Genomic DNA, 20,724 nt, shown 5'->3' on the forward strand with positions numbered 1-20,724 from the left:
CCACTCCGTCCGATCGCCACCCGTTCGATCGCCACCCGCTCTATCGGCTGTCAGTTCCGTCCGCGCTGCTTCATCGTATTCTGGCCCAGCCGCACCATCAGTCCGGTCAGCGTGGGATAGTTCGCCTTGTGATACGCCGAATCACTTGCCAGCGCTTCGCTAAGGCGACGATGCGCTTCGGTGAGCGAATGATATGGCAGGCTCGGCAACAGGTGATGCAACGCGTGATAGCGCAGCCCCACCGGCGCCCAAAAATAGGGCAGCCACGACGGACCGGGCACGTTGACGCTGTCCAGAAACTGCGCCGTGACGGTCAGCGGCTCGCCTTCATTTTCCCACAGATGCGCGACCAGCGTCCGCACCTGATTGATCACCGCCACGCCGGCAATCACCGCCATATAGATGGCGAACGCCCTGAGCGGGAAAATCCCGGTCGCGACGGTCGCGATCACGCCGATCGCCCAGATGCTGCAGATCGTTTCCTGAAACGCCCATTGCTTGCGGAATTCGCCGGTCGGCGCCTTGCGCTCATAGCTGGGGTTGATCTGCAGCCCCGAATATTTCGCGATCACCAACCGGCGAAGCTTGGGAAAAAGCAGCGAAAGCGGCGTCAGAATGCCGAACCGGATCAACAGCCCGACCGGCATCAGCACCGACACCAACAGGAACAGCGGAAGCGTATAGGGCTTCATATGCGCAAGCGGCAGATATTCGGGATCGTCGGCCGTGCCATAGCGCGTGCGCGAATGATGGATCGCGTGAATGCCCTCATACATGAAGGAGGGCAGCATGATCGGCATGCCGACCAGCACATTCCATCCCACCCGGAATCCGGGCAGCAGCGAATGTTTCACATGGGTGATTTCGTGAATGAACAGCGACGCCCGATAGAGCGCGAGCACCGCCACCGCGCCGGCAAGCAACGTCCAGCCCAGCGTCGGCGAAAACATCGCAGCAAGCATCGCCGCATAGCCGATGGCAGCCGATATGAGGCAGTCGGTCCAGTACAGCCACGGCTTGGGTTTCTGAAGATCGCGCGTCAATTCCGCGGCCGCGCGCATCATCGCACGATCGTCCGCGACGCCGGAAAGGCGGATACGCGGCTCCCTCACCTCACGCGCGGACGCATCGGCTGGCTTCAGGGCAAGTATCTCGGTCATAGTCCTTAACTGCCAATAGATAGTGGCTATATGGTGGCATTCCAGCCCCGACAGGCACAGCAATGCCATCGACGTCCCGGCCTGGCGCCGGATCGCTTGACAAGGCACCCCTGACGCAGGACTGCATTGCGCGAAATCAATGCGAGGTCGTTTTGGCAAGCCAGCCCGTCGTCCGCCCCGTTTCAGGCAAGCGTGACATCAAGTCTTTCATCGATCTGGCCTTTCGGCTGAATGCCGGCGATCCCAACTGGGTGCCGCCGCTGAAGAGCGAAGTGGCCGGGACGATCGACCCCAAAAAAAATGGCTGGTTCAGCCATGCCGAAGGGCAGCTGTTCCTCGCCGAGCGCGACGGACAGGTCGTGGGCCGTATTTCGGCGCATATCGATACGCTTGCGCTTGAGATGCCGGCCGACCAGGGTTTCGGCCCGGGCACCGGTTTCTGGGGCATGATCGAGGCCGAGGATGAGGCGACGGCTCACGCCCTGATCGCACAGGCCGAACATTGGCTGGCGGGTCGGGGCATGACTCGCGCGCTCGGTCCGGTCAGTCTTTCAATCTGGGAAGAGCCGGGCCTGCTGGTGCTGGGCCATGATCACGCGCCGACGGTGATGATGGGCCACCATGCCCCGCAATATCGCGCGTGGATCGAACATACAGGCTATGCTCCGGCCAAGAAGCTGCTCACTTATGAACTCGACGTCCGCAAGGAATTTCCTCCGGTTATCCAGCGCATCATCGCATCGGGGGAAAAGAACCCGCGCATTCGCATCCGGATGGTCGACAAGTCGAAATTCGACGAGGAAGCGGCGATCATTCTCGCCATTCTGAACGATGCATGGTCCGACAATTGGGGCTTTATTCCGCTTACCCAGCCGGAAATCGATGATGTCGGAAAGAAGCTGAAGCCGATCGTGTTCAACGATCTGATCCGGATCGCCGAGCTTGACGGCGAACCGGTGGCTTTCATGATCACCCTGCCCGACCTCAACGAAGCAATTGCGCCGCTCAAGGGCAATCTCTTCCCGTTCGGCTGGGCGAAACTGCTCTGGTGGCTGCGCGCGCCCAAGGTGCGGACGATGCGCGTCCCGCTGATGGGCGTGGTCAAGCGTCTGCAATCCTCGCGCATGGCGAGCCAGCTGGCTTTCATGATGATCGAATATATTCGCCGTTCGGCAGTCTCGGTCTATGGCGCCTCACGCGGCGAAATCGGCTGGATCCTGGACGATAATCAGGGAATGATTGCGATCGCCGATGCGATCAACAGCCATGTGAATCGCGAATATCTGATCTATCAGAAGTCGCTGTAACGCAGGGTTTTGCGCCTCAGCGCAGCCGTACCCAGGTCGGTGCGTGGTCGCTGGCCTTTTCCTGGCCGCGATATTCCTTGTCGACGCCCGCATCGACGAAGCGATCGGCCGCCTGGGGGCTGAGCAGCAAATGGTCGATGCGGAAACCGGCATCGCGCTGCCATGCGCCGCGCTGATAGTCCCAGAAGGTCCAGACACCCCCTGCCGGAAACCGCGTGCGCAGCGAATCGGTCCAGCCCTGGGCCAGCAACCGGCGATAGCCCTGCCGCGATTGCGGCTGCATCAGCGCGTCATCGGCCATCGACTTCACCGAATATACGTCGTCGTCATTGGGAATGACGTTGTAATCGCCCGCAAGCACCACCGGGCGCTCTTCGGCCAGCAATTCGCGCGCGCGATCTTCCAGCCGCTCGATCCAGCGCAGTTTGTAATCGAATTTGGGACCGGGAACGGGATTGCCGTTGGGCAGATAGATCGAAGCGACGATCAGACCGTCGACTTCAGCCTCCAGATAGCGGCTATGTTCATCGTCCGGATCGCCGGCCAGCCCGCGTTGCCGCTCGACAGGATCGGCGCCGCGCGCCAGCACCGCCACGCCGTTCCAGCTTTTCTGGCCATGCCAAACCAGGCCGTATCCGGCGGCGCGAATATCGTCGGCCGGAAAGCTGTCGTCGGACGATTTGAGTTCCTGAAGACAGACGATATCGGGCTTCTGCTCGTCGAGATATTCGAGCAGCCGCGGCATGCGCGCCTTGATTCCGTTGATGTTGAAGCTGACGATCTTCAAGACGCGCGCCGCCGGTCAGACGGCAAAGCTGGAGCCGCAGCCACAGCCTGCAGCGGCGTTCGGATTTTCGACGCGAAACGCAGCGCCGCCGAGCGATTCGACATAATCGACGCTGCACCCGCGGACGAGATCGAGGCTGACCGAATCGACGACCAGACGCACGCCATCGGTTTCGGCGATGCTGTCATCGGCTTCGACGCCATCGGCAAAGCCGAATTTATATTGAAAGCCCGAACAGCCTCCCCCTTCGACCGACAGCCTGAGGATTGCGGGCTTGTTCTGCTTTTCGGCGATCGCCGCCACGCGCGCGGCAGCCGCGGGCGTCAGCGCGATATCGGTTTGGGCGGTTGCCGTCATGGCATTTCAGATAGGCGCGACAGGCGCCCTCGGCAACCGTCGCGCACAGTCCCGAAGGACATAGTTGTTATTCGTCGTGCGCCGGGCCGCCCACTGCGTTTTCGCGGCGTTCCTGAATCGCCGTCAGATACTCGCCCGTATGAAGGAACGGGATCGGATTGACCGCACGGCCATCGACACGAACTTCATAGTGGAGGTGGCTGCCGGTCGAACGGCCGGTCGAGCCCATCAGGCCGATCACATCGCCGCGATGCACCTGCTGATTGTCCTGAACCAGAATGCGCGACAAGTGGCCATAGCGCGTGGCGAGGCCGCGACCATGGTTGATTTCGATCAGATTGCCATAGCCGCCCGCACGACCGGCGCGCGATACGATACCGTCGGCGGTCGCATAAATCGGCGTACCGACCGGACCGGGAATGTCGATGCCGCTGTGCATCGCGCGCGTGCCGCGGAACGGATCGGAGCGGACGCCAAAGCTCGAAGTCAGCGTGACATGATCGACCGGCTGAAGCGACGGGACCGAAATCACGGTCTGCTCGAGCGCATCGAGCTTCTTCCAGGTCAGGAACAGTTCGTGGAACTGGGCATCGGCATCGGCGCCCGATTTTTCGGGATCGTCGCCGGCGGGCTCATAGGGGCCGCCCATGCCGCCGACACTCACGAAACGCTCGGGCTTGAGGCCCAGCCGACGCAGATGATTGGAAGTCTGTTCGAACCGCGCTTGCCCGGCAGCAATCGCCTGCTGCGCGAAGGCGCGCTGGCGCGATTCGATGCGGCGCAGCGGGGCCAGCACTTCGTCGGTCATCGCGCTGGTTTCGGGGGCATCGGGAAGCGGCTGGTTGAGCAGCGCGGGATCGCCCTTGCCCGAAAGCACTGCGGAAATGAGGCGCTGGCGAGCCTCGACGCGGGCGGCATGGATGCGGGCGGCTTCCTTGGCAGCGGCGATATCGGCCTGCATCTGCATCACCTGATGCCGCATATCGGCCATTTGCGCTTCGGGCGAACGCGCGGCCGAAATGCCCGAAACCGCAATCGCATCTGCCGTCGCCTGAGAAACGCCATAGGCCGAGAAGGCGACCGTCAGCGTCGCGACGCATGCCAGAAATGCCTGGGTACGGCCGGCAATGCTGAACCGGCGCAGGTCGCGGCCATCGTGCAGAATAAGATCACGCGTCGTGAACAAGGCGCGGAACTTTTGAAACAGACCCGCGTTAGATTGTTTCGATGCGTTAGCCATGCATTCCCCGGTGTCTTGGCGAACGACCCCGCGCCGATTGCGCGGTGCCATTCGCATTAACCAATTTTCCGGGAATCAGCCCCTCCGCTCCCGGCAACTATACTCATGGGAAATTTTCGCCGTCCGGGGCAAGCGCGAGATAGTATTCCCGCGTCAGACCGGCTGCATGGCGCGCCGAGTCGTTGAACGGAGGCTTAACGACACCCCGAAAATGACGCGAAACGAGTGTTCGCCATGCCTGTTGCGGACTCGTTTGCCTGGTGCGGCAGGCGGATTCGAACCATTTCGTCCCTGCGCCGACATGGCGGATTTCATCGCTCAGAATCCGGCGCAATATCCGCGCGGTCGGCAAATCGCCCGCCGCTTCGAACCGCGCGATCGTCATCGGCGTGATGTCGAGGCCGCGCGCTTCGAGCACCATCGGCACTACCGCGAGCCGCGCCATCGCATCGCCCGCCGTCGCTTCGGCAGCTTCCCACAGCCCACCATGCGCCGGATGTGCGCCATAATGGCTGCCGAGCTGGCGCAACCGCCGGTCGAGCAACGCGAAGTGCATCGCCTCGTCCGCGCCAACACCGATCCAGTCGTCGACAAAGCCGCGGGGAAATTCGCCGCCGAACCGCCCGATCAGATCGAATGCCAGGTCGATCGCGACGAATTCGATATGCGCGAGCGCATGAATGCCCGCGATCCGCGCACGTTCCGATCCCGCCCTGCCGCGTTTCGGCATCCGGTTGGGCGGCAACAGTTCCGGCCGTTCGGGTCGCGCAGGCGCAACAGGCATCGCCACGTCGAAGCGATGCGCCAGTTCGCCCCGGCGCCATTGCCGCGCGACCAGCCGCGCCGCCTTTACCTTTGCAGCAGGTTCAGCGGTATCGAGGACCGATCGTGCGGCCCCGGCAATGCTGCGCATCAGCCCGCCGCCAGTTCCTTTACCGCTTCGAGCACATCGACCGCATGGCCGGGCACCCGCACCTTGCGCCACATGCGCACCAGCTTGCCATCGGCGTTGAAGAGGAAGGTCGAACGGTCGATGCCCATATAGGTCTTGCCGTACATCTGTTTTTCCACCCAGACGCCGAACGCTTCCATCGCCGATCCGTCCGCATCCGTCGCCAGCGCTATGGTCAGATCATATTTGGCGATGAATTTCTGATGCTTGATCGCGCTGTCCTTCGAAACGCCCAGGATGCGGGCGCCCGCCGCCTGAAATTCGGGCAGCAGCGCACTGAAATCCTGTGCCTCGCGCGTGCATCCCGACGTATCATCCTTGGGGTAGAAATAGAGGACGAAAATCTCGCCGGCGTGATCGCGCAATGCCAGCGGCTTGTCCTCGCTGTCGGTCAGCGTGACGTCCGGAATCCGGTCGCCTTCCTCGATCGCCATCTGTTCAGTCTCCATCCATCGGTTCGCGCCGGACCGCCGCCCAGCATTTGCGCACCTCCTGCCGCGTAGCATCGAGCGACGCAACCACAGCGGACCAGCTTTCGGCCCCGACCGCCTGCGCCAGCAGTTTTTGCGTGGCGGGAGAAGGCTCGGCGCAATCGGGAGCCACCAGCCGCATGGTGACGAGCAGGCGCGAGAGAAAATCATGCGCGGCGCGCATATCCCCGGGCAACAGCCCCTTGGCGATCAGCGCGTCGATGGCGCCGCCCAGTTCGGGATCGAAGCCGGTGCGATGAGTCAGCTGAAGCAGCTGGACCGTGAATTCCAGATCGACCAGCCCGCCATCGAGCAGTTTGACGTCGAGCGGCCCGCTAGGGTGTTTGTGCGCCGCCATCTCCATGCGCATCCGGGTAGCATCTTCGGCAACGTCGCGTTCGGGACGTGCGCCGTTCAGCACATCCGCGATAATGTCTGCGGCCGCCTTGCGCGCGTCGTCCGATCCGAACACCGGCCGCGCCCGGGTCAGCGCCATATGCTCCCAGGTCCAGGCATCTTCCTGTTGATAGCGCCGAAATCCCTCGAGCGAGACCACCAGCGGCCCCTGCGCGCCGGACGGCCGCAGCCGCGTATCGACTTCATATAAGGGCCCTGCGGCGGTGGGCACCGAAAGTGCAGCGCTGAGACGCTGTCCCAGCCGATTATAATAAGTCACTGCGCCCAAAGGCTTTTTACCGTTCGATTCCGCCGAATAATCGCCCGTGAACAGATAGATGAGATCGAGATCCGAGGCGTGCGTCAGTGCCTTGCCGCCAAGCCTCCCGAGCGCAAGCACGACGAGTTCGCTGCCCGGAACGCTGCCATGATCCTTTTGAAATTCGGCGACGGTCGCGGCGGCGAGAACGTCGATCGCAGCCTCCGCGACACGGGCATAGCCCGCCGAAACCTCGAGCGGGTCGCTGACCCCCGCGACGATCTGGGCGCCCAATGCGAAACGTCGTTCACCGACGATGCGGCGCACATGGTCGAGCAGCCATTGATAATCGCTGCCCGGCTCGCGACGCCCCATTTCGTCCGCGAGCATGTCAGTGGAGGGCATCGGATCGAGCGCGCTTGCGTCGATCAGCCCGTCGAGCAATTCGGCCCGCCGCGCCAAGGCTTCGGCAAGCGTCGGCGCATGGCTCAATATCGTGCTGAGCAGCCGCGCCAGCGCCGGCTGTGCCTCAAGCAGGCGGAAAAAGTTGATTGCGCTGGGAAGCCGTGAAAGCAGCGTATCGACGCGCGCCATCGCCGCCGCGGGCTCGGGCGCATCGGCAAAGGCGTCGATCAGGCCCGGCAGCGCATCCTCCAGCGCCGCACGCGCCGCGCCTGTGCGCAACGCGGGATAGCGCCCGCTGCGCCATTTTTCGATCAGGTGCTGTGCATTATGCACATCGGCGAACCCGGCATCGGACAGGCGCGCTTCGAGTCCTGCGCCTTGCGGAAGCCGGGAGGCGTTATCCTCATCGGCAAGCTCGTCATATATCCGCCCCACCCGCTCGACATGCGGACGCACCGCTTCGAGCAGCGCGCCGCCGCTCTCCATCCCGTGCAGCGCCGCGACGCGGTCGAGCGCTTCGGGACCTTCGGGCAATTGATGCGTCTGGCGATCGTCGATCATCTGGGTGCGATGCTCGATCGTGCGCAACACCGTATAGGCGGCCGCCAGGGCACCCGCATCATAGCCGTCGATCCACCCGGCCCCGGCAAGCGCCTCAAGCGCCGGGAGCGTCGCCGGCACGCGCAAGGCAGGATCGCGCCCGCCATGGATCAGCTGATGGATCTGCGCGAAGAATTCGACTTCGCGAATACCCCCGCGACCGCGCTTGAGATCATATCCCGGGCCGAAACGCTGCGTTTGCGAATAATGGTCGCGGATGCGGTGCGAGATGGCGCGTATCTCGCCGATCGCGCCGAAATCGAGCGCGCGGCGCCAGATAAAGGGGTGGATCGCCTCAAGGAAATATTCGCCGAGCGCACGATCCCCCGCCGCAACGCGCGAACGGATGAATGCCGCGCGCTCCCATGCCAGCGCCTGCGATTCATAATAGGAAATCGCGGCCTCCACCGGCAACGCGATCGGCGTCACTTCGGGCGACGGGCGCAGGCGCAGGTCGATGCGGAAAACATAGCCATCGGCGTCGCGCGCCTGAAGCAGTTCCACGACGCGGCGACCGATGCGGACGGCGGCTTCGCCCGGATCTTCGCGCTCGCGACGTGGCAGTGTCTTGGGATCGACCAGGAAGATAAGGTCGATGTCGGACGAATAATTGAGTTCGTGCCCGCCCAGCTTACCCATCGCGATGGCGGCAAATCCACGCGGCGCTTCTCCGGGATAGCGTTCGGCGATCGCGGCCGTGATCGCGCGGTCCAGCGCGCTGTCGGCGAAGTCGCTGAGGATATGCGTCACTTGCGTCAGATCGCTCAGCCCCGCCAGATCGCCGAGCGCGACTGCCAGCGCCAGCCGTCGCCGCTCGACCCGCAATTGCGTCGCTATCGGAAGATCCGCCGTGCCGCTGGCAGCATGTGCCAGCGGATCCCGCAGAAAAGCGAGCAGGTCGTCCGCCAGCTGCGGCTCTTTCGCCAAGATCGACGAAAGAAACGGGGCGTTGGCGCGGGCGCGGGATATCGCCGATTCGAGAGCGTCATCGAGACTCAATGAACAGAAAGCTCCTACTCGCGGAAATGTTTTTTATAGTTGTCAAGCAACAAATTGCAGACTGCTTGGTTCTATCCGCATGAACCGTACCCCATCTCGATCGGCCACTGCCGCCGCTTCATCCGGATACCGGGTGGAAGCGCCGCGCGCAGGCGATGCCATCGGCTTGGCATTGCGCGACGCCTATGACAATGATCTTGGGCTTCCCGACGATATGGCGGCGCTGCTGCGTCGGCTCAATCGCAACGGTTCGGATCGCATAACGCACTGATCGCAAATGCGCCGGAGCAACGTTCGGGCGCCGGTTTCAACGCAAAAACGCTACATCCGCTTTTGCTTCAGCGGTCGCGGCTCAGATCGTCGACTTCGCCCAGAATCGTATCCAGCGCGCTGCGTCCATCGCCTTCGGGGCTGTCGCGGCGTGACGGCAATTGGCCGTCGGTAAGAAGATTTTCCAGCGCGACACGCCCACGCGCGACGCGGCTCTTGATCGTACCCACCGCAACGCCACAGATTTCCGCCGCTTCTTCATAGGCGAAGCCGCCCGCGCCGACCAGAATCAGCGCTTCGCGCTGCGGTTGGGGAAGGTGCAACAGCGCCCGCTGCATATCCGACAATTCGACATGGCGGTCCTGGCTTGCCGGAGCGGCGAGCAGGCGGTCGGCGACCAGATCGTCCCACTCGCCCTTGAAGCGCGAACGCCGCATCTGGCTGAGGTAGAGATTGCGCAGAATGATGAAGGTCCAGGCGCGCATATTGGTGCCCGCCTGAAACCGCTGACGCGCCGCCCATGCCTTGAGCAGCGTTTCCTGCACCAGATCGTCGGCAAGATCCCGGCTGCCCGAAAGCGAACGGCCAAAGGCACGCAGATGCGGAATCACCTGCGCCAGCTGCTTTTTGAATTCGGGATCGGAAAGCGCGACGTGCTCGGTCTTTTCGACCGCCTCGTTATCGGAAGCCTCGTCGTGCTGGTCTGACTGCGTCATTCGATTCCGTTCGGTTTCTGCCCCGGGATTCGACGGGATCATAAGATAGGGAGCCGGGCCGCCATTGCCAGTGGCGGAACTGCCGGCGGAAACTAACGCCACAGGATAACCGCGAACAGCACGATGACCAGAATCATCGATATTGCCAGAATATATCGCGTCATGCCGGGCGTAGCACCTGCACGCGCTTCTTCGGTATCGAGTTCGATAGGTTCGTTTTGCTCAGTCATGAACCATCAACCCGCGAAAACCGTTTTGGCTCCGTACCGTCTTCGATTTTCGCGGCTGATGTTCAGTTGGCTGCCGGCACCGTCGCCTGGTCGAAGAACAACGCCTGACTGATCGTCGTCTTCACCGTTTCGCGCTGGAACGGCTTGGTGATGAGGAAAGTCGGCTCGGGCCGCTCGCCGGTCAGCAACCGTTCGGGGAAAGCCGTGATGAAGATCACCGGCACTTCGAATTCGGCGAGGATGTCCTTCACCGCATCGATGCCCGAACTGTCGTCGGCAAGCTGAATATCGGCCAGAACGAGCCCCGGGCGATCCTCCATCGCCAGCGCGACGGCTTCGTCGCGAGTCACCGCAACGCCGGTCACGTCATGCCCCATGTCACGCACGATCGTTTCGATATCCATCGCGATCAGCGGTTCGTCCTCGATGATCAGCACGCGCGTGCGCGTTTGCGATTCGATTTCGCCAATCGCTTCCGAAACGAGGTCGGACACTTCGTCCGGCTCTTTCTGAATCAGATACGCCGCATCTTCGATCGTGAAACCTTCCATCGCGGTCAACAACAGCGCCTGGCGCGAAAGCGGCGCGAGCCGGGCGAGCCGGGCGCGCGCGATCGCCTCGCTGCCGCCGTCGGAAACACCCGAATCATGTTCTTCGAACTGAGTCGTCTGCCAGATCGCCTGAAAGGTGCGATACAGGCCGAGACGGGGGGCGATATCCGTGGGGAATTCCTCCGGAGCCTCAACAATCGCTTCGAGTGCGGCACGAACATAGCGGTCGCCTTCCGCCTGGCTGCCGGTCAGTGCGCGTGCGTAACGCCGCAGAAAAGGAAGGTGCGGCGCGATTTGCTGTCCAAGCGACATGGTAGGGTCATTCTCCTTCGCGTGAGCCGTCGAACATGCGTCTCCGGCCCCCCTGTTGCAATCAATTTGCACACCCGAAGAAACCCCTCCCCGGATTTGCGTTGAAGCATGGAACCAACGACGCGCTTTTTAGTTTCATGCGCATGGCAAGGGTCTGTTCCGTTTCTCAGGCCCTTGCGCGGCTGAAACAATATTCTTAATCCCGGGCCCGGTTGCCGGGTCCTGAGGGGGGAATTGGTGCACTCTGCGGATCAAAAGAAAACGAAAGACCAGCACCCACCGTCGGGCAATGGCAAAGACGGAAAGCGGCGATCAGACCGCGACGTGGGTGATGCTCTTCGCAAGGCGTATGATGACGCCATGGGGGAAGCCATTCCCGACTCCATGCTCGATTTGTTGAAAAAACTCTCCTAAGTCATCCTTCATGGCGACAAGCGATCAGAAGCCGCGCGATACGGGGCCGGCGGCGATGATGGCGCGCATGCCCACCGGCGCGAAGCTGTTCCTGATCCTTTCCTGCGCGCTGCTGCCCCTGGCGCTGATTGCCCTTTTCACCACGTTGCGCACGACCCGGCTTGCCGATGTCGAAGCCGAAGCCCGGCTGAATGCCGCGGCACAGGAAAGCGCGTCGGTTCTCGAAACCTTTCTCGGCAATCATGTTCAGGGGCTGCGCCAGGCGCTGGGCGCGCTGGAGCGCGATCCGGCCGACGCGCCGGCCTGCACGCGCCTTCAGGGCAATTTTGCCGGCATCGCCGCCAGCGGCGCGCAATTCGCCATCACCGATCGCAACGGCCGGATTCTTTGCGGCACGCAATTCAGCGTTGCCGGGGCCGATATCCTCGAGCCCGGTGATGTCAGCGCCGGCATCGTCCCGGGCAGCGGATTGACATTGCGCACCGCCGGGGCCGCAGGGGGAACCGCGACTGCCTTCTACCCCACCCGTTCGCTCGCCGCGCTGGCGCGTCCCAGCGGTTTCGTTCCCGATTATGGCGCGGCATTGGTCAAGCCCGACGGCGAGCGGCTGCAATTGCGCGCGCTCGACAACGACACGCTGGAAACCCGGGGTGCGGTTCGCAGCAATCTGGGGATCGACGGTCTCTTCCTCGAAATGAAGATGCCCGGCGCGCCGATCACTGCGCCGTTGCTGATCGCGATGCTGCTGCCGTTGTTGATGTGGTTCGCCGGCGCGGGAATCTCATGGTTTGTCGTCGATCGGCTGTTGATACGCCCGCTCCGGCGGCTGCGTGCCGAAGTCGGCGCCTATCGTCCCGGCGAAACGATCGAATATGGCAAATTCGGCGCCATTCCGGCCGAGGAGATCCGCGAGCTGAGCGACACGTTCCGCGACATCAGCCGGACCGTTCAGATTCACGAGGCCGACCTTGCGGAAGGGTTGGTGCGCCAGACCAAGCTGACACGCGAAGTGCATCATCGGGTGAAGAATAATCTTCAGGTGATTGCCAGCCTGATCAACTTCCACGCCCGCAGCGCACGATCGGCGGAAGCCACCGAAGCCTATGCATCGATCCAGCGCCGCGTCGACGCGCTCGCGGTCGTGCACCGCTATCATTATGCGGAGATGGAGGAAAATCGCGGGCTCGAACTGCGATCGGTGATCGGTGAGCTGGCATCCAGCATCCGGGCAACCGCGCCGGAAGCGGCGTCGGGACTTGGCATCACGCTCGAACTCGAACCCTTTATGGGTAGCCAGGACGTCGCGGTTGCAGTCGCGTTTCTGCTCACCGAAATCATTGAGCTGGCGATGAATTGCAGTCCGGCGGCGCAGGTGCGGATCACGCTGAAGGCCGATCCGGCGGATGCGGGGCGTGCGGTGCTGAAAGTGCTTTCCCCTGCGTTGGTCGAAACGCCGGAAATGGAGGCGCTGGTTCAGGGACGCTATGGCCGCGTCATGGGCGGGCTGGCGCGACAGTTGCGCAGCAAACTCCATTATGATCCGCTGCTTGGCGCCTATGAAGCGTCGATCGCGGTCATCGGTAAATCCTGACCTGAAAAAAGCGTAAAAAAAACGCACGGGGCGGAACCGGTCTTCAAAACACGCGTTCTGCAAGACGGATAGTGACCTTATTGCCCCCCCGCTCTCGCTATCCAAGACATGGGCCCGGAAGCGTCAACCCTCCCCCCCCCCGGTGACGCTTCCGGGCCTAACACTTTTTATACCCCCTTCGAAAATCTGTATTTTTTGACGGTTGCGGAACGAAATTCCGGGCGCGGCATTTCTTTTTGCGGGCCGCAGTGCGGCTGGGGTGCCACCTCGTTTTTGGGAGATGGATGATGCGTAAGTTTCTCTGCATTGCGGCGATTGCCGGCATGTTCGCGGTTTCGGCCTGCAACACGGTCGAAGGCATGGGCGAGGATGTTTCCTCGGCAGGCGACGCGGTTTCGGGCGCGGCGGACGGCGCCAAATAAGCCGGACCGGCCGGACAAGATATCAAAGGGCGGAGCGCGCGGCGTTCCGCCCTTTTTTATTGCGTGTCCGCAGCCGCTTCTGCCGCCTCTGCCTTTTCGCGGCGGCGATGCGTGAAACGGATCGCGACGAGCGAAAGGAAATACAGGCCGATCATCGGCACTGCGAGCAGCGTCTGCGACCAGATGTCGGGCGGGGTCAGCACCGCCGAGACGCCGAATGCGACCACCACGAAATAGCGCCAGGCGCCCTTGATCTGTTCATAGGTCAGGATGCCGGAGCGTTCGAGCAGCATCAGCAGCACCGGCAGCAGGAACGCCAGCCCGAAGGCGAACAGGAACTGCATCACGAAATCGAGATAATTGCCGACCGACGGCAGCGCCTCTTGCTCCACCCCGCCCAGATTGCCCTGAAAGCCGAGCAGGAACTGCAGCGCGACCGGAATGGTGATGTAATAGGCCATTGCCGCGCCGCCGAGGAACAGCAGCGGCGTCGCCAGCAGGAACGGCAGCAATGCCCGTTTTTCGCGGCGATAGAGGCCCGGCGCGACGAATTGCCAGATCTGGTTCGCGATCACCGGGAAGGACAGCATCATCGCGGCGAAAAACGCCACCTTCACCTGGACGAAAAAGGCTTCGAAAATCTGCGTGAAGATGATCTTCCCCTGCCCCGCCGCGAGCAGCGGCTGGACCAGAAAGGCGAAGATTTTGTCAGCGAAATAATAGGATGCGCCAAAGGTGATCGCGACTGCGACCGCGCAATAGAGCAGCCGCTTGCGCAGTTCGAGCAGATGGTCGAGCAGCGGCGCCTGGCTGTCGTCGATTTCGTCGCGGTCGCTCACGAAGCGGGCTTGTCCGTGGCGGTGTCGGACGCTTCCGGCGCGGCGGGCGGCGATGCGGGCGCGGCGTCACCGCTCTCTGCCGGTGCATCGCGCAGGACGGGTTTTTCGGTCATCACCGGCGGCTGATCCTCACCATCGGGCAGCAGGTTTTCCGGCGTGCCGGTGTGGGATTCCGCGGGCGCAGCCGGCGTCGCGGGCACAGTCGGCGATGGCGAGGAATCGGGCAACAGACCGGCCATCGGATGCTCGCGCATGATGCGGGCATTTTCCTCGGCCCATTTCTTTTCCATTTCGGCGAGCTCGGCCTCGCGCACCATCGCGTCGAAGCCCGAGCGGAACTGGCGCGCCATGCCGCGTGCCTTGCCGACCCATTGGCCGGCAAAGCGCATCGCTTTTGGCAGGTCTTTCGGCCCGATGACGATCAGCGCCACAAAGCCCACCATCAGCAATTCGCTCCAGCCAATATCGGCAAACATTCGCTAGACTCTGCCCAATTCGATTAAACCGTTCGCCCTGAGTGGGGCTGAGCGAAGCCGAAGACCCGTATCGAAGGGCAAACAACACCCTTCGATACACCGCTTCGACAGGCTCAGCGGTTACTCAGGGCAAACGGCGGATCAGCCGGCCACCACACGCCCGGGCTAAGCCCTTGCGATCAGCGCTGCTCTTCGCGGGCGCGCTCGGTTTCGGTTTCGACGCTTGGGTCGGGCGCACGAAGCCCTTCGATCTTGCTCGGCGGCGTGGCGTTTTCCTCTTCCGACATGCCCTTTTTGAAGTTCTTGATACCCTTGGCGACGTCGCCCATCATATTCGAGAACCTGCCGCCACCCAGCAGCAGGATCGCGATCAGGGCGAATATCAGAATCTGCCAGATGCTCGGACTCATACGAAATCTCCTCGACTCCGCCCGTATCTAGTCCTCATCCGTGACGTTTTCCACCTCCGCTTCGTCGTCCATCTCCATTTCCGCCTGTTCGAACGCCAGATCGACCGGATCGAGCAGTCCGGCGGCGCGCAGATCGTCGATTCCGGGCAAATCGCGGCGGCTTTGCAGCCCGAAATGGCTGAGGAATTCGGCGGTGGTGGCATAGAGCAGCGGGCGTCCGGGCACTTCGCGGCGCCCCGCCGGGCGGATCCACCCCGCCTCCATCAGCACGTCGAGCGTGCCCTTCGATATCTGAACCCCGCGGATCGATTCGATTTCCGCGCGCGTGACCGGTTCGTGATAGGCAATGATCGCCAGCGTCTCGATCCCCGCGCGACTGAGCTTGCGGCTTTCCTCGCGGTCGCGGCGGAGCAGATGCGCGAGATCGGCGCTCGTCTGAAAATGCCAGCGTTCGCCGCGCCGCACGATTTCGATCCCGCGCCCGGCATAGACTTGCGTCAGCCGGTCGAGCGCGCCGCGCACATCGGCCTCGGCCCCCACATGCGCCTTGATCTCATGAATCGTCAGCGGTTCGACGGCGGCGAACAACACTGCCTCAACCGCGCGTTCGATGATGTCGGGTTCCTGGTTCATGCCCCTGCCCGCAGATATAGCGGCGCAAAGGCCGATTTCTGCTGCATTTCCAGCCGCCCCTGCCGCGCGAGTTCGAGCGCGGCGACGAAGCTGGAGGCGAGCGCCGACTTGCGATAGGGCCCGGTCGCTTCGGGGGGCAGAAAGCTTTCGATCGTCGACCAGTCGACGGCCTTGCCGATCATCGCCGACACGCGCTCGATCGCTTCGTCCAGCGTCATTACCGGGCGCACCGCGACGATATGCATCACCGGGCGGGTGCGCGCGCTGACGCGGCCATAGGCGGCGATCAGATCATAGATTTCGGCTTCCCATTTCGCCTGACGCACGGTGCGCAGCCCCTCTGGCGCGCCACGGCGGAACACGTCGCGGCCCAGCGTATCGCGCGCGATCAGCCGCGCCCCCGCCTCGCGCATCGCGTTCAGCCGTTCGAGCCGCAATTGCAGCCGCAGCGCCAGTTCCTCTGGGCTCGGCTCAACCTCAGGATCGCGCGGCAGCAGCAGCGCGGATTTAAGGTAAGCGAGCCAGGCGGCCATGACGAGATAATCGGCGGCGAGCTCAAGCTTGAGCGAGCGGGCCTCGTTCACGAAATGCAGATATTGCTCGACCAGTTGCAGGATCGAAATCGCCTTGAGATCGACCTTCTGATTGCGGGCAAGCGTCAGCAGCACGTCGAGCGGCCCTTCCCACCCGTCGATATCCAGATTGAGCCGTTCGGGAGCGTCTTCGACCGCAGCGTCCATCGGGCGAGTTAAGCAGGATGCGCGGGGCTTCTCAATGGGCAGCAACGACGCGCCGCGAAAGTGGCGGTTTTGCGTGCCAAGTTCGCAGTGAGTCGCACCAACCCGCGCGTTCGCACGCGCTCGCGCGCGAGGGAGGTGGCGTTGCGGGGTGGTGGATGTGGCGGAAACGGGTGTTGGGTTGGTGCGCATCGTTGGGGCACGGTAGGCGGGGCGTGGGGTTGTAGGACAGGGGATTTTAGGTCAGATTTGCACGCCATGACCGGTAGTTCGAGGCACTGCCCGTCAATCTCGAAAGCCGTCAATCGTTCATGCAGCGTTGGCGGACATGAATGGTGGAAAGCGACTGGTCCAGCACGGGGCTGTCATCTGACGTTAACGGACGCTCGTTCAGCCAGCCACCTTCCCAGTCGCAAGATGCGTTCACACTCCTTCCGAAATGACTCGGAATAGCCTGCGACCTTTGCCTGGAGCCGGACTGCCGCTAGGCTCGCCTCATGATCAACCTAGTCAGCCTCAAGCGCTTTAAGCAGATCGAGGAGGCCGCTCTGCCGCTCGGTCCAATCAATGTACTAGTGGGCGGCAATAACTCGGGCAAAAGCTGCATCCTGCAGGGTATCCACTTCGGCATTGCGCTGGCGCAGGCCCGGCGCGAGGCCGGTGTGCAGCAGTTTCCGCCGGAACGCCTTCGCTACTGCCCAACAGACGACTTTCTCGATCTGCACCACGGCCGGCGGCTGACCGAGGGCACCAGCATCGACTTCCGCTATGAGACGACCGGCGATGGCGATGGCGACCATGCTGCCGTTGCGCTTCAGCGCGGACGAAACGGCGTGGTCTCTGCGGTAAGTAGCGGAGGACCGCTGCTCGACTCCGTGAGCGATCCGCGTGGATTCTTCTCGATCTACGTCCCCGGGCTGGCCGGGATCACGATACGCGAAGAGTATCGGTCCGACGCGGTCGTCAGCAACGGCATCGCCCGTGGCGACGCCAACCTCTACCTTCGTAACGTCCTACTCAGGATTGAGCGCAGTCAGGTCCGGAAGGACTGCTTCGACGGTTACCTAGACCGGGTGTTTCCGGGCGTTCGCGTCAATACGCAGTTCCAGGAAACCGCCGACCTTTGGATCAGATCGACAGTCACTCGTGAGAATGCCGGCACCCGGGCACTCGACCTCGTCGGAACAGGACTCCTGCAAGCAATCCAGCTCATCGCGTACGTGTCCAACTACGAACCCAAAGTGCTGCTCCTAGACGAGCCTGACGCCCACTTGCATCCCAGCAATCAGCGCCTCTTGGCGGACACCCTGGCGATGATTGCCGGCACAACCGACACGAAGATCATCCTCGCCACCCATTCCCGGCACCTCCTGGACGCCCTCAGCGAACTCGAGGATGCCAAGCTCTTCTGGGTCAAGAACGGCGCGGCGACACCCCAGCAGGCTTGGTCCGACATCGCCGTCCTGATGGACCTTGGCGCGCTCGACAAGGGCGAGCGGTTCCTCGCAGGCAATTACAAATATCTCGTGTGGTCGGAGGACAGGGACACCGAGCCACTCTCGATCGTCCTGGAAGCGAACGGCATCTCCCGCGAAGAAACTCTCGTCTTCAGCTACCAGGCGAGCAGCAAGGTGGACGCGGCCAAGCTGATGGCGGCCTTCGCCGAACGCGTCAGGCCGGGCGTGATCACGGTCGTTCATCGCGACCGCGACTTTATGAGCGACGAAGAGGTCGAGCGCCTTCGAGCGCAGTTCGACCTCGATCAGGCACCCAACATGCGACTGCTCATAACGCAGGGTTCGGATATCGAAGCTTACTTCACTCGTCCCGACCACATTGCAGAGGTGATGGCGAGTGATCCTGCCGACGCGCAAGCACTCGTGGAAAGCGTTCTGCATAAAGACATGATCGAGTTCGTTACCGCGTTCATCAACAAGCGTGGGGAGATCAAGCGGTCCCTATACAAGAAGGATCCCGAGGCCTGCCCGGAAATCAACGCCCTGATCAACGGAAACCAGATCCCGTTGGAAAAGGCGGTAGGTAAGCTGCTGCTGAAGCGGGTCAAGCAGCGACTACAGGCCGATGGCTTTAACGGCGGCGACATTGTGCGGTTAACCGAGGCGCTCACCGACCCCAATGTTGCAGCCGCGTTCGCCTGAGACACCGTAGATCAGTCCAGGTCAGGGTCAACAAAGGTGCGCGTTTGCAAATGCGGCGGCGGGCAACAGTGTCTTGTTGCAGGCCTGGAAGCCGCACGGACGAGCGACCGCTCCTCGCCTCGCGACACTCAAAAGCGGACAATCCGCTTCCGGCCAGTCGCCGCCGGTGAGTTTCTGAACATAGGGCCGCTTTGGGCGAGCTAATCCGAGGCCGGCAAGGTCAGCAATGTTCGCGACAACTGCCCGATCACCACGCGGTGACCGCCGGTGCCCCAACCGCCGAGATCCGGACCAGGTTTACCGAGCAACAAACATCCGCCAAAGTGACGCAATGCCACTGTTAAGTCTCATCCCATTCGGCGTGTTCTTTCTCTGCTGTGTGCTACAATTCTGGTATATGAAAAGAGTGAGAGACGTTCTCATTGATCGGCATCCAGAGACGTTCCTCGCCGTAGAAAAATCGTCGATTTTTCCACATCAGGGTCTATGGAAATTCACGAGAGGGAACCGCTACAAAGAACTGGGCGACAAGGAACTGAACCGACATGTTAGGAACCTCAAACGGCTGTGGGTAGTCACGATTGGTTCTTGGCTCGTTTACGCATTCGCGCTCTTAACGCTGCCGATGCGTTAGGCAATCCACCCAGTGAATGACAAATTGACCGGCCTATCTGGCGCCTCATCGGACATCAGGCTGGGAGGACGCACCGACGTGCCCTTACGAAAAGCGAATTTGGGTCGCTGAAGGGCGGCTATGTCGGCGATTGTCGATTGAGCGCCAACCTGCGCGGATGGCAGCTTTTCCATTCCTATCCACAAAACCGGATAGGCGGCAGACGGCCCAATCGAGCCTAGTTCGGCCATCGCACCTGCGCAGGCAGCGGCCTGTCGCTGCGTATTTTCGGCGATTCAGGGGACACATAGGCGCCGTGGCTGTGTCGGCATTTGGTGTGGGACGCGACAGATATGGGCCCCTGCCTTTGCAGGGGCGACGGTGCTTGTCGCTTTATGCTGAGGTGGGAGCCGGAACGACCCGCAGCGAAATCGTTACGGCTGCTTCCTTCCGGACCTGACCGGGTTGGCGACGACTACGTCCGCCCGACTCCCGAGGGGGCAGATAGTCGCGCGCGGATCGCTTTGCAACGTCAGGAAAATTCGGTGAGGATTCGGTCGGCGACTTTGGCATGGGCGGCGTCGCGATCCCGGGCGGTGACGGTGTCGCAATTGATGAAGCAGGCGATCAGGATCGGGGCCCGTTCGGGCGGCCAGATAATCGCGACATCATTGGATGCGCCGTTGGTGCTGGTCCCGGTCTTGTCGCCCACGCGCCATTCGGAGGGCACGCCGGCGCGCAGGCGGTTGTCGCCGGTTTCGCAGGCGACCATCCATTGCGCCAACTGGCCACGCGATGCCGGGGTCAGCGCATCGCCGAGCACGAGCCGGTTGACCGTATCGAGCATCGCACCGGGCGTTGTCGTGTCGCGCGAGTCGCCGGGCAGGTTGCTGTTGAGATCGGGCTCGATCCGGTCGAGCCGGGTGGTGGTGTCGCCGACGCCGCGCAGCCATTGGGTGAAGGCTTGGGGTCCGCCGATGCGGCGCAGCAACAGGTTGGCGGCGACATTGTCGCTGACCGTGACTGCGGCTTGGCAAAGTTCGGCAAGAGTCGCTTCGCCGCGATCCATCTGCCGCTCGATAAAGGGCGCATAGGGGACCAGATCGTCGGGGCCGAAGCCGATCCGTTCGTCGAGCCGCAGCTTCCCCGCATCGTTCAGCGCGAGGACCATGCCCGCGAGCGGCAGTTTGAACGTCGAGCACATGGCGTAGCGGCTGATCGCGTCGAAATCGATGCGGCGGCCGCTGCCGGTATCGAGCGCCGAAAGGCCGATTCCGCCATAGAATTTGCGCGCGAGATCGTCGAACAGACCGTTTCCGGTCAGGGCCACGTCCTGTCGATCCGGATCGGGCGCGGGGCGGCATCCCATGGCGATGCTGGCGGCGGCGGCGGCGATCAGGCTGCGGCGGTCGATCATGC

Annotated in this window: 22 protein-coding genes and 1 other RNA gene; 6 read left to right on the top strand and 17 right to left on the bottom strand. The window is 62.5% G+C overall.

Going from position 1 to position 20,724, the window contains the following annotated elements:
* Positions 1-50 precede the first annotated feature (50 nt).
* Positions 51-1,160 (bottom strand): fatty acid desaturase family protein, encoded by a 1,110-nt coding sequence (locus tag DKB74_RS05715; protein WP_109807197.1) that lies wholly within the window; start codon positions 1,158-1,160, stop codon positions 51-53.
* 152 nt (positions 1,161-1,312) lie between these two features.
* Between DKB74_RS05715 and DKB74_RS05720 the strand changes: the two genes are divergently transcribed.
* Positions 1,313-2,467 (top strand): N-acetyltransferase, encoded by a 1,155-nt coding sequence (locus DKB74_RS05720; RefSeq protein WP_109807652.1) that lies wholly within the window; start codon positions 1,313-1,315, stop codon positions 2,465-2,467.
* Between the two features lie 16 nt (positions 2,468-2,483).
* Here the strand turns inward: DKB74_RS05720 and xth are convergent, their stop codons facing one another.
* The 6 genes from xth to DKB74_RS05750 form a co-directional block, all read right to left on the bottom strand.
* Entirely contained in the window at positions 2,484-3,254 is a 771-nt protein-coding gene (gene xth / locus DKB74_RS05725; protein ID WP_109807198.1) for an exodeoxyribonuclease III, read from the bottom strand.
* Between the two features lie 15 nt (positions 3,255-3,269).
* The gene (erpA, locus tag DKB74_RS05730) at positions 3,270-3,611 is read right to left on the bottom strand and encodes an iron-sulfur cluster insertion protein ErpA (RefSeq protein WP_109807199.1); all 342 of its coding nucleotides are present in this window, start codon (positions 3,609-3,611) and stop codon (positions 3,270-3,272) included.
* A 67-nt stretch (positions 3,612-3,678) separates the two neighbouring features.
* Positions 3,679-4,797 carry a M23 family metallopeptidase gene (locus DKB74_RS05735; RefSeq protein WP_338062884.1) on the bottom strand — a complete coding sequence of 373 codons (1,119 nt, stop codon included), beginning with the start codon at positions 4,795-4,797 and terminating at the stop codon, positions 3,679-3,681.
* A gap of 157 nt (positions 4,798-4,954) precedes the next feature.
* Entirely contained in the window at positions 4,955-5,764 is an 810-nt protein-coding gene (locus DKB74_RS05740; protein WP_109807200.1) for a ferritin-like domain-containing protein, read from the bottom strand.
* On the bottom strand, positions 5,764-6,252 hold the full coding sequence (locus tag DKB74_RS05745; protein WP_239987401.1) for a peroxiredoxin: 489 nt from the start codon (positions 6,250-6,252) through the stop codon (positions 5,764-5,766). The genes DKB74_RS05740 and DKB74_RS05745 overlap by 1 nt, the downstream gene beginning before the upstream one ends.
* On the bottom strand, positions 6,242-8,932 hold the full coding sequence (locus DKB74_RS05750; RefSeq protein ID WP_109807201.1) for a bifunctional [glutamine synthetase] adenylyltransferase/[glutamine synthetase]-adenylyl-L-tyrosine phosphorylase: 2,691 nt from the start codon (positions 8,930-8,932) through the stop codon (positions 6,242-6,244). Before DKB74_RS05750 ends, DKB74_RS05745 begins: the two co-directional genes overlap by 11 nt.
* Positions 8,933-9,065: 133 nt before the next feature.
* Here DKB74_RS05750 and DKB74_RS18525 point away from each other — a divergent pair, with 133 nt between their 5' ends.
* Positions 9,066-9,203: a hypothetical protein gene (locus DKB74_RS18525; RefSeq protein ID WP_161956807.1), complete on the top strand. Its 138-nt coding sequence runs from the start codon at positions 9,066-9,068 to the stop codon at positions 9,201-9,203.
* A 67-nt stretch (positions 9,204-9,270) separates the two neighbouring features.
* Here DKB74_RS18525 and DKB74_RS05755 read toward each other — a convergent pair whose 3' ends face one another.
* The 3 genes from DKB74_RS05755 to DKB74_RS05760 all read right to left on the bottom strand — a co-directional run bounded on the left by DKB74_RS05755 (position 9,271) and on the right by DKB74_RS05760 (position 11,011).
* Positions 9,271-9,918 carry a sigma-70 family RNA polymerase sigma factor gene (locus DKB74_RS05755; RefSeq protein WP_109807655.1) on the bottom strand — a complete coding sequence of 216 codons (648 nt, stop codon included), beginning with the start codon at positions 9,916-9,918 and terminating at the stop codon, positions 9,271-9,273.
* Between the two features lie 92 nt (positions 9,919-10,010).
* Entirely contained in the window at positions 10,011-10,148 is a 138-nt protein-coding gene (locus DKB74_RS18865) for a hypothetical protein (RefSeq protein WP_164497922.1), read from the bottom strand.
* A 62-nt stretch (positions 10,149-10,210) separates the two neighbouring features.
* Positions 10,211-11,011, bottom strand: a complete 801-nt coding sequence (locus DKB74_RS05760; RefSeq protein ID WP_109807202.1) for a response regulator — start codon at positions 11,009-11,011, stop codon at positions 10,211-10,213.
* Between the two features lie 237 nt (positions 11,012-11,248).
* Between DKB74_RS05760 and DKB74_RS18690 the strand changes: the two genes are divergently transcribed.
* The 3 genes from DKB74_RS18690 (at position 11,249) to DKB74_RS05770 (ending at position 13,438) form a co-directional block, all read left to right on the top strand.
* Positions 11,249-11,425, top strand: coding sequence for a NepR family anti-sigma factor (locus DKB74_RS18690; protein ID WP_154670829.1), 177 nt, complete (start codon positions 11,249-11,251; stop codon positions 11,423-11,425).
* A gap of 10 nt (positions 11,426-11,435) precedes the next feature.
* Entirely contained in the window at positions 11,436-13,016 is a 1,581-nt protein-coding gene (locus tag DKB74_RS05765; protein WP_239987402.1) for a sensor histidine kinase, read from the top strand.
* A gap of 287 nt (positions 13,017-13,303) precedes the next feature.
* Positions 13,304-13,438, top strand: a complete 135-nt coding sequence (locus DKB74_RS05770) for an entericidin A/B family lipoprotein (protein WP_109807657.1) — start codon at positions 13,304-13,306, stop codon at positions 13,436-13,438.
* A gap of 56 nt (positions 13,439-13,494) precedes the next feature.
* Here DKB74_RS05770 and tatC read toward each other — a convergent pair whose 3' ends face one another.
* The 5 genes from tatC to DKB74_RS05795 form a co-directional block, all read right to left on the bottom strand.
* A complete protein-coding gene (gene tatC / locus DKB74_RS05775; RefSeq protein ID WP_109807203.1) occupies positions 13,495-14,277 on the bottom strand; it encodes a twin-arginine translocase subunit TatC in 783 nt (260 codons plus the stop codon).
* Complete coding sequence (gene tatB, locus DKB74_RS05780) at positions 14,274-14,753, bottom strand: Sec-independent protein translocase protein TatB (RefSeq protein ID WP_109807204.1); 480 nt, start codon at positions 14,751-14,753, stop codon at positions 14,274-14,276. Before tatB ends, tatC begins: the two co-directional genes overlap by 4 nt.
* Before the next feature lie 179 nt (positions 14,754-14,932).
* A complete protein-coding gene (locus DKB74_RS05785; protein WP_109807205.1) occupies positions 14,933-15,163 on the bottom strand; it encodes a twin-arginine translocase TatA/TatE family subunit in 231 nt (76 codons plus the stop codon).
* A gap of 27 nt (positions 15,164-15,190) precedes the next feature.
* A complete protein-coding gene (gene scpB, locus DKB74_RS05790; RefSeq protein ID WP_109807206.1) occupies positions 15,191-15,796 on the bottom strand; it encodes an SMC-Scp complex subunit ScpB in 606 nt (201 codons plus the stop codon).
* A complete protein-coding gene (locus DKB74_RS05795; RefSeq protein ID WP_109807207.1) occupies positions 15,793-16,536 on the bottom strand; it encodes a segregation and condensation protein A in 744 nt (247 codons plus the stop codon). Before DKB74_RS05795 ends, scpB begins: the two co-directional genes overlap by 4 nt.
* A 494-nt stretch (positions 16,537-17,030) precedes the next feature.
* On the opposite strand from DKB74_RS05795, the gene DKB74_RS05800 reads away from it, so the two are divergent.
* Positions 17,031-18,692: an AAA family ATPase gene (locus DKB74_RS05800; protein ID WP_109807208.1), complete on the top strand. Its 1,662-nt coding sequence runs from the start codon at positions 17,031-17,033 to the stop codon at positions 18,690-18,692.
* A 1,012-nt stretch (positions 18,693-19,704) separates the two neighbouring features.
* On the opposite strand, the gene ffs is transcribed toward DKB74_RS05800, so the two are convergent.
* Both ffs and bla read right to left on the bottom strand, forming a co-directional pair.
* Positions 19,705-19,802, bottom strand: an RNA gene (gene ffs / locus DKB74_RS05810) — signal recognition particle sRNA small type.
* A gap of 35 nt (positions 19,803-19,837) precedes the next feature.
* On the bottom strand, positions 19,838-20,722 hold the full coding sequence (gene bla, locus DKB74_RS05815; protein WP_109807210.1) for a class A beta-lactamase: 885 nt from the start codon (positions 20,720-20,722) through the stop codon (positions 19,838-19,840).
* Positions 20,723-20,724: the final 2 nt, after the last annotated feature.

Source organism: Stakelama portus (genome assembly GCF_003171655.1).
GTDB lineage: Bacteria > Pseudomonadota > Alphaproteobacteria > Sphingomonadales > Sphingomonadaceae > Sphingomonas > Sphingomonas portus.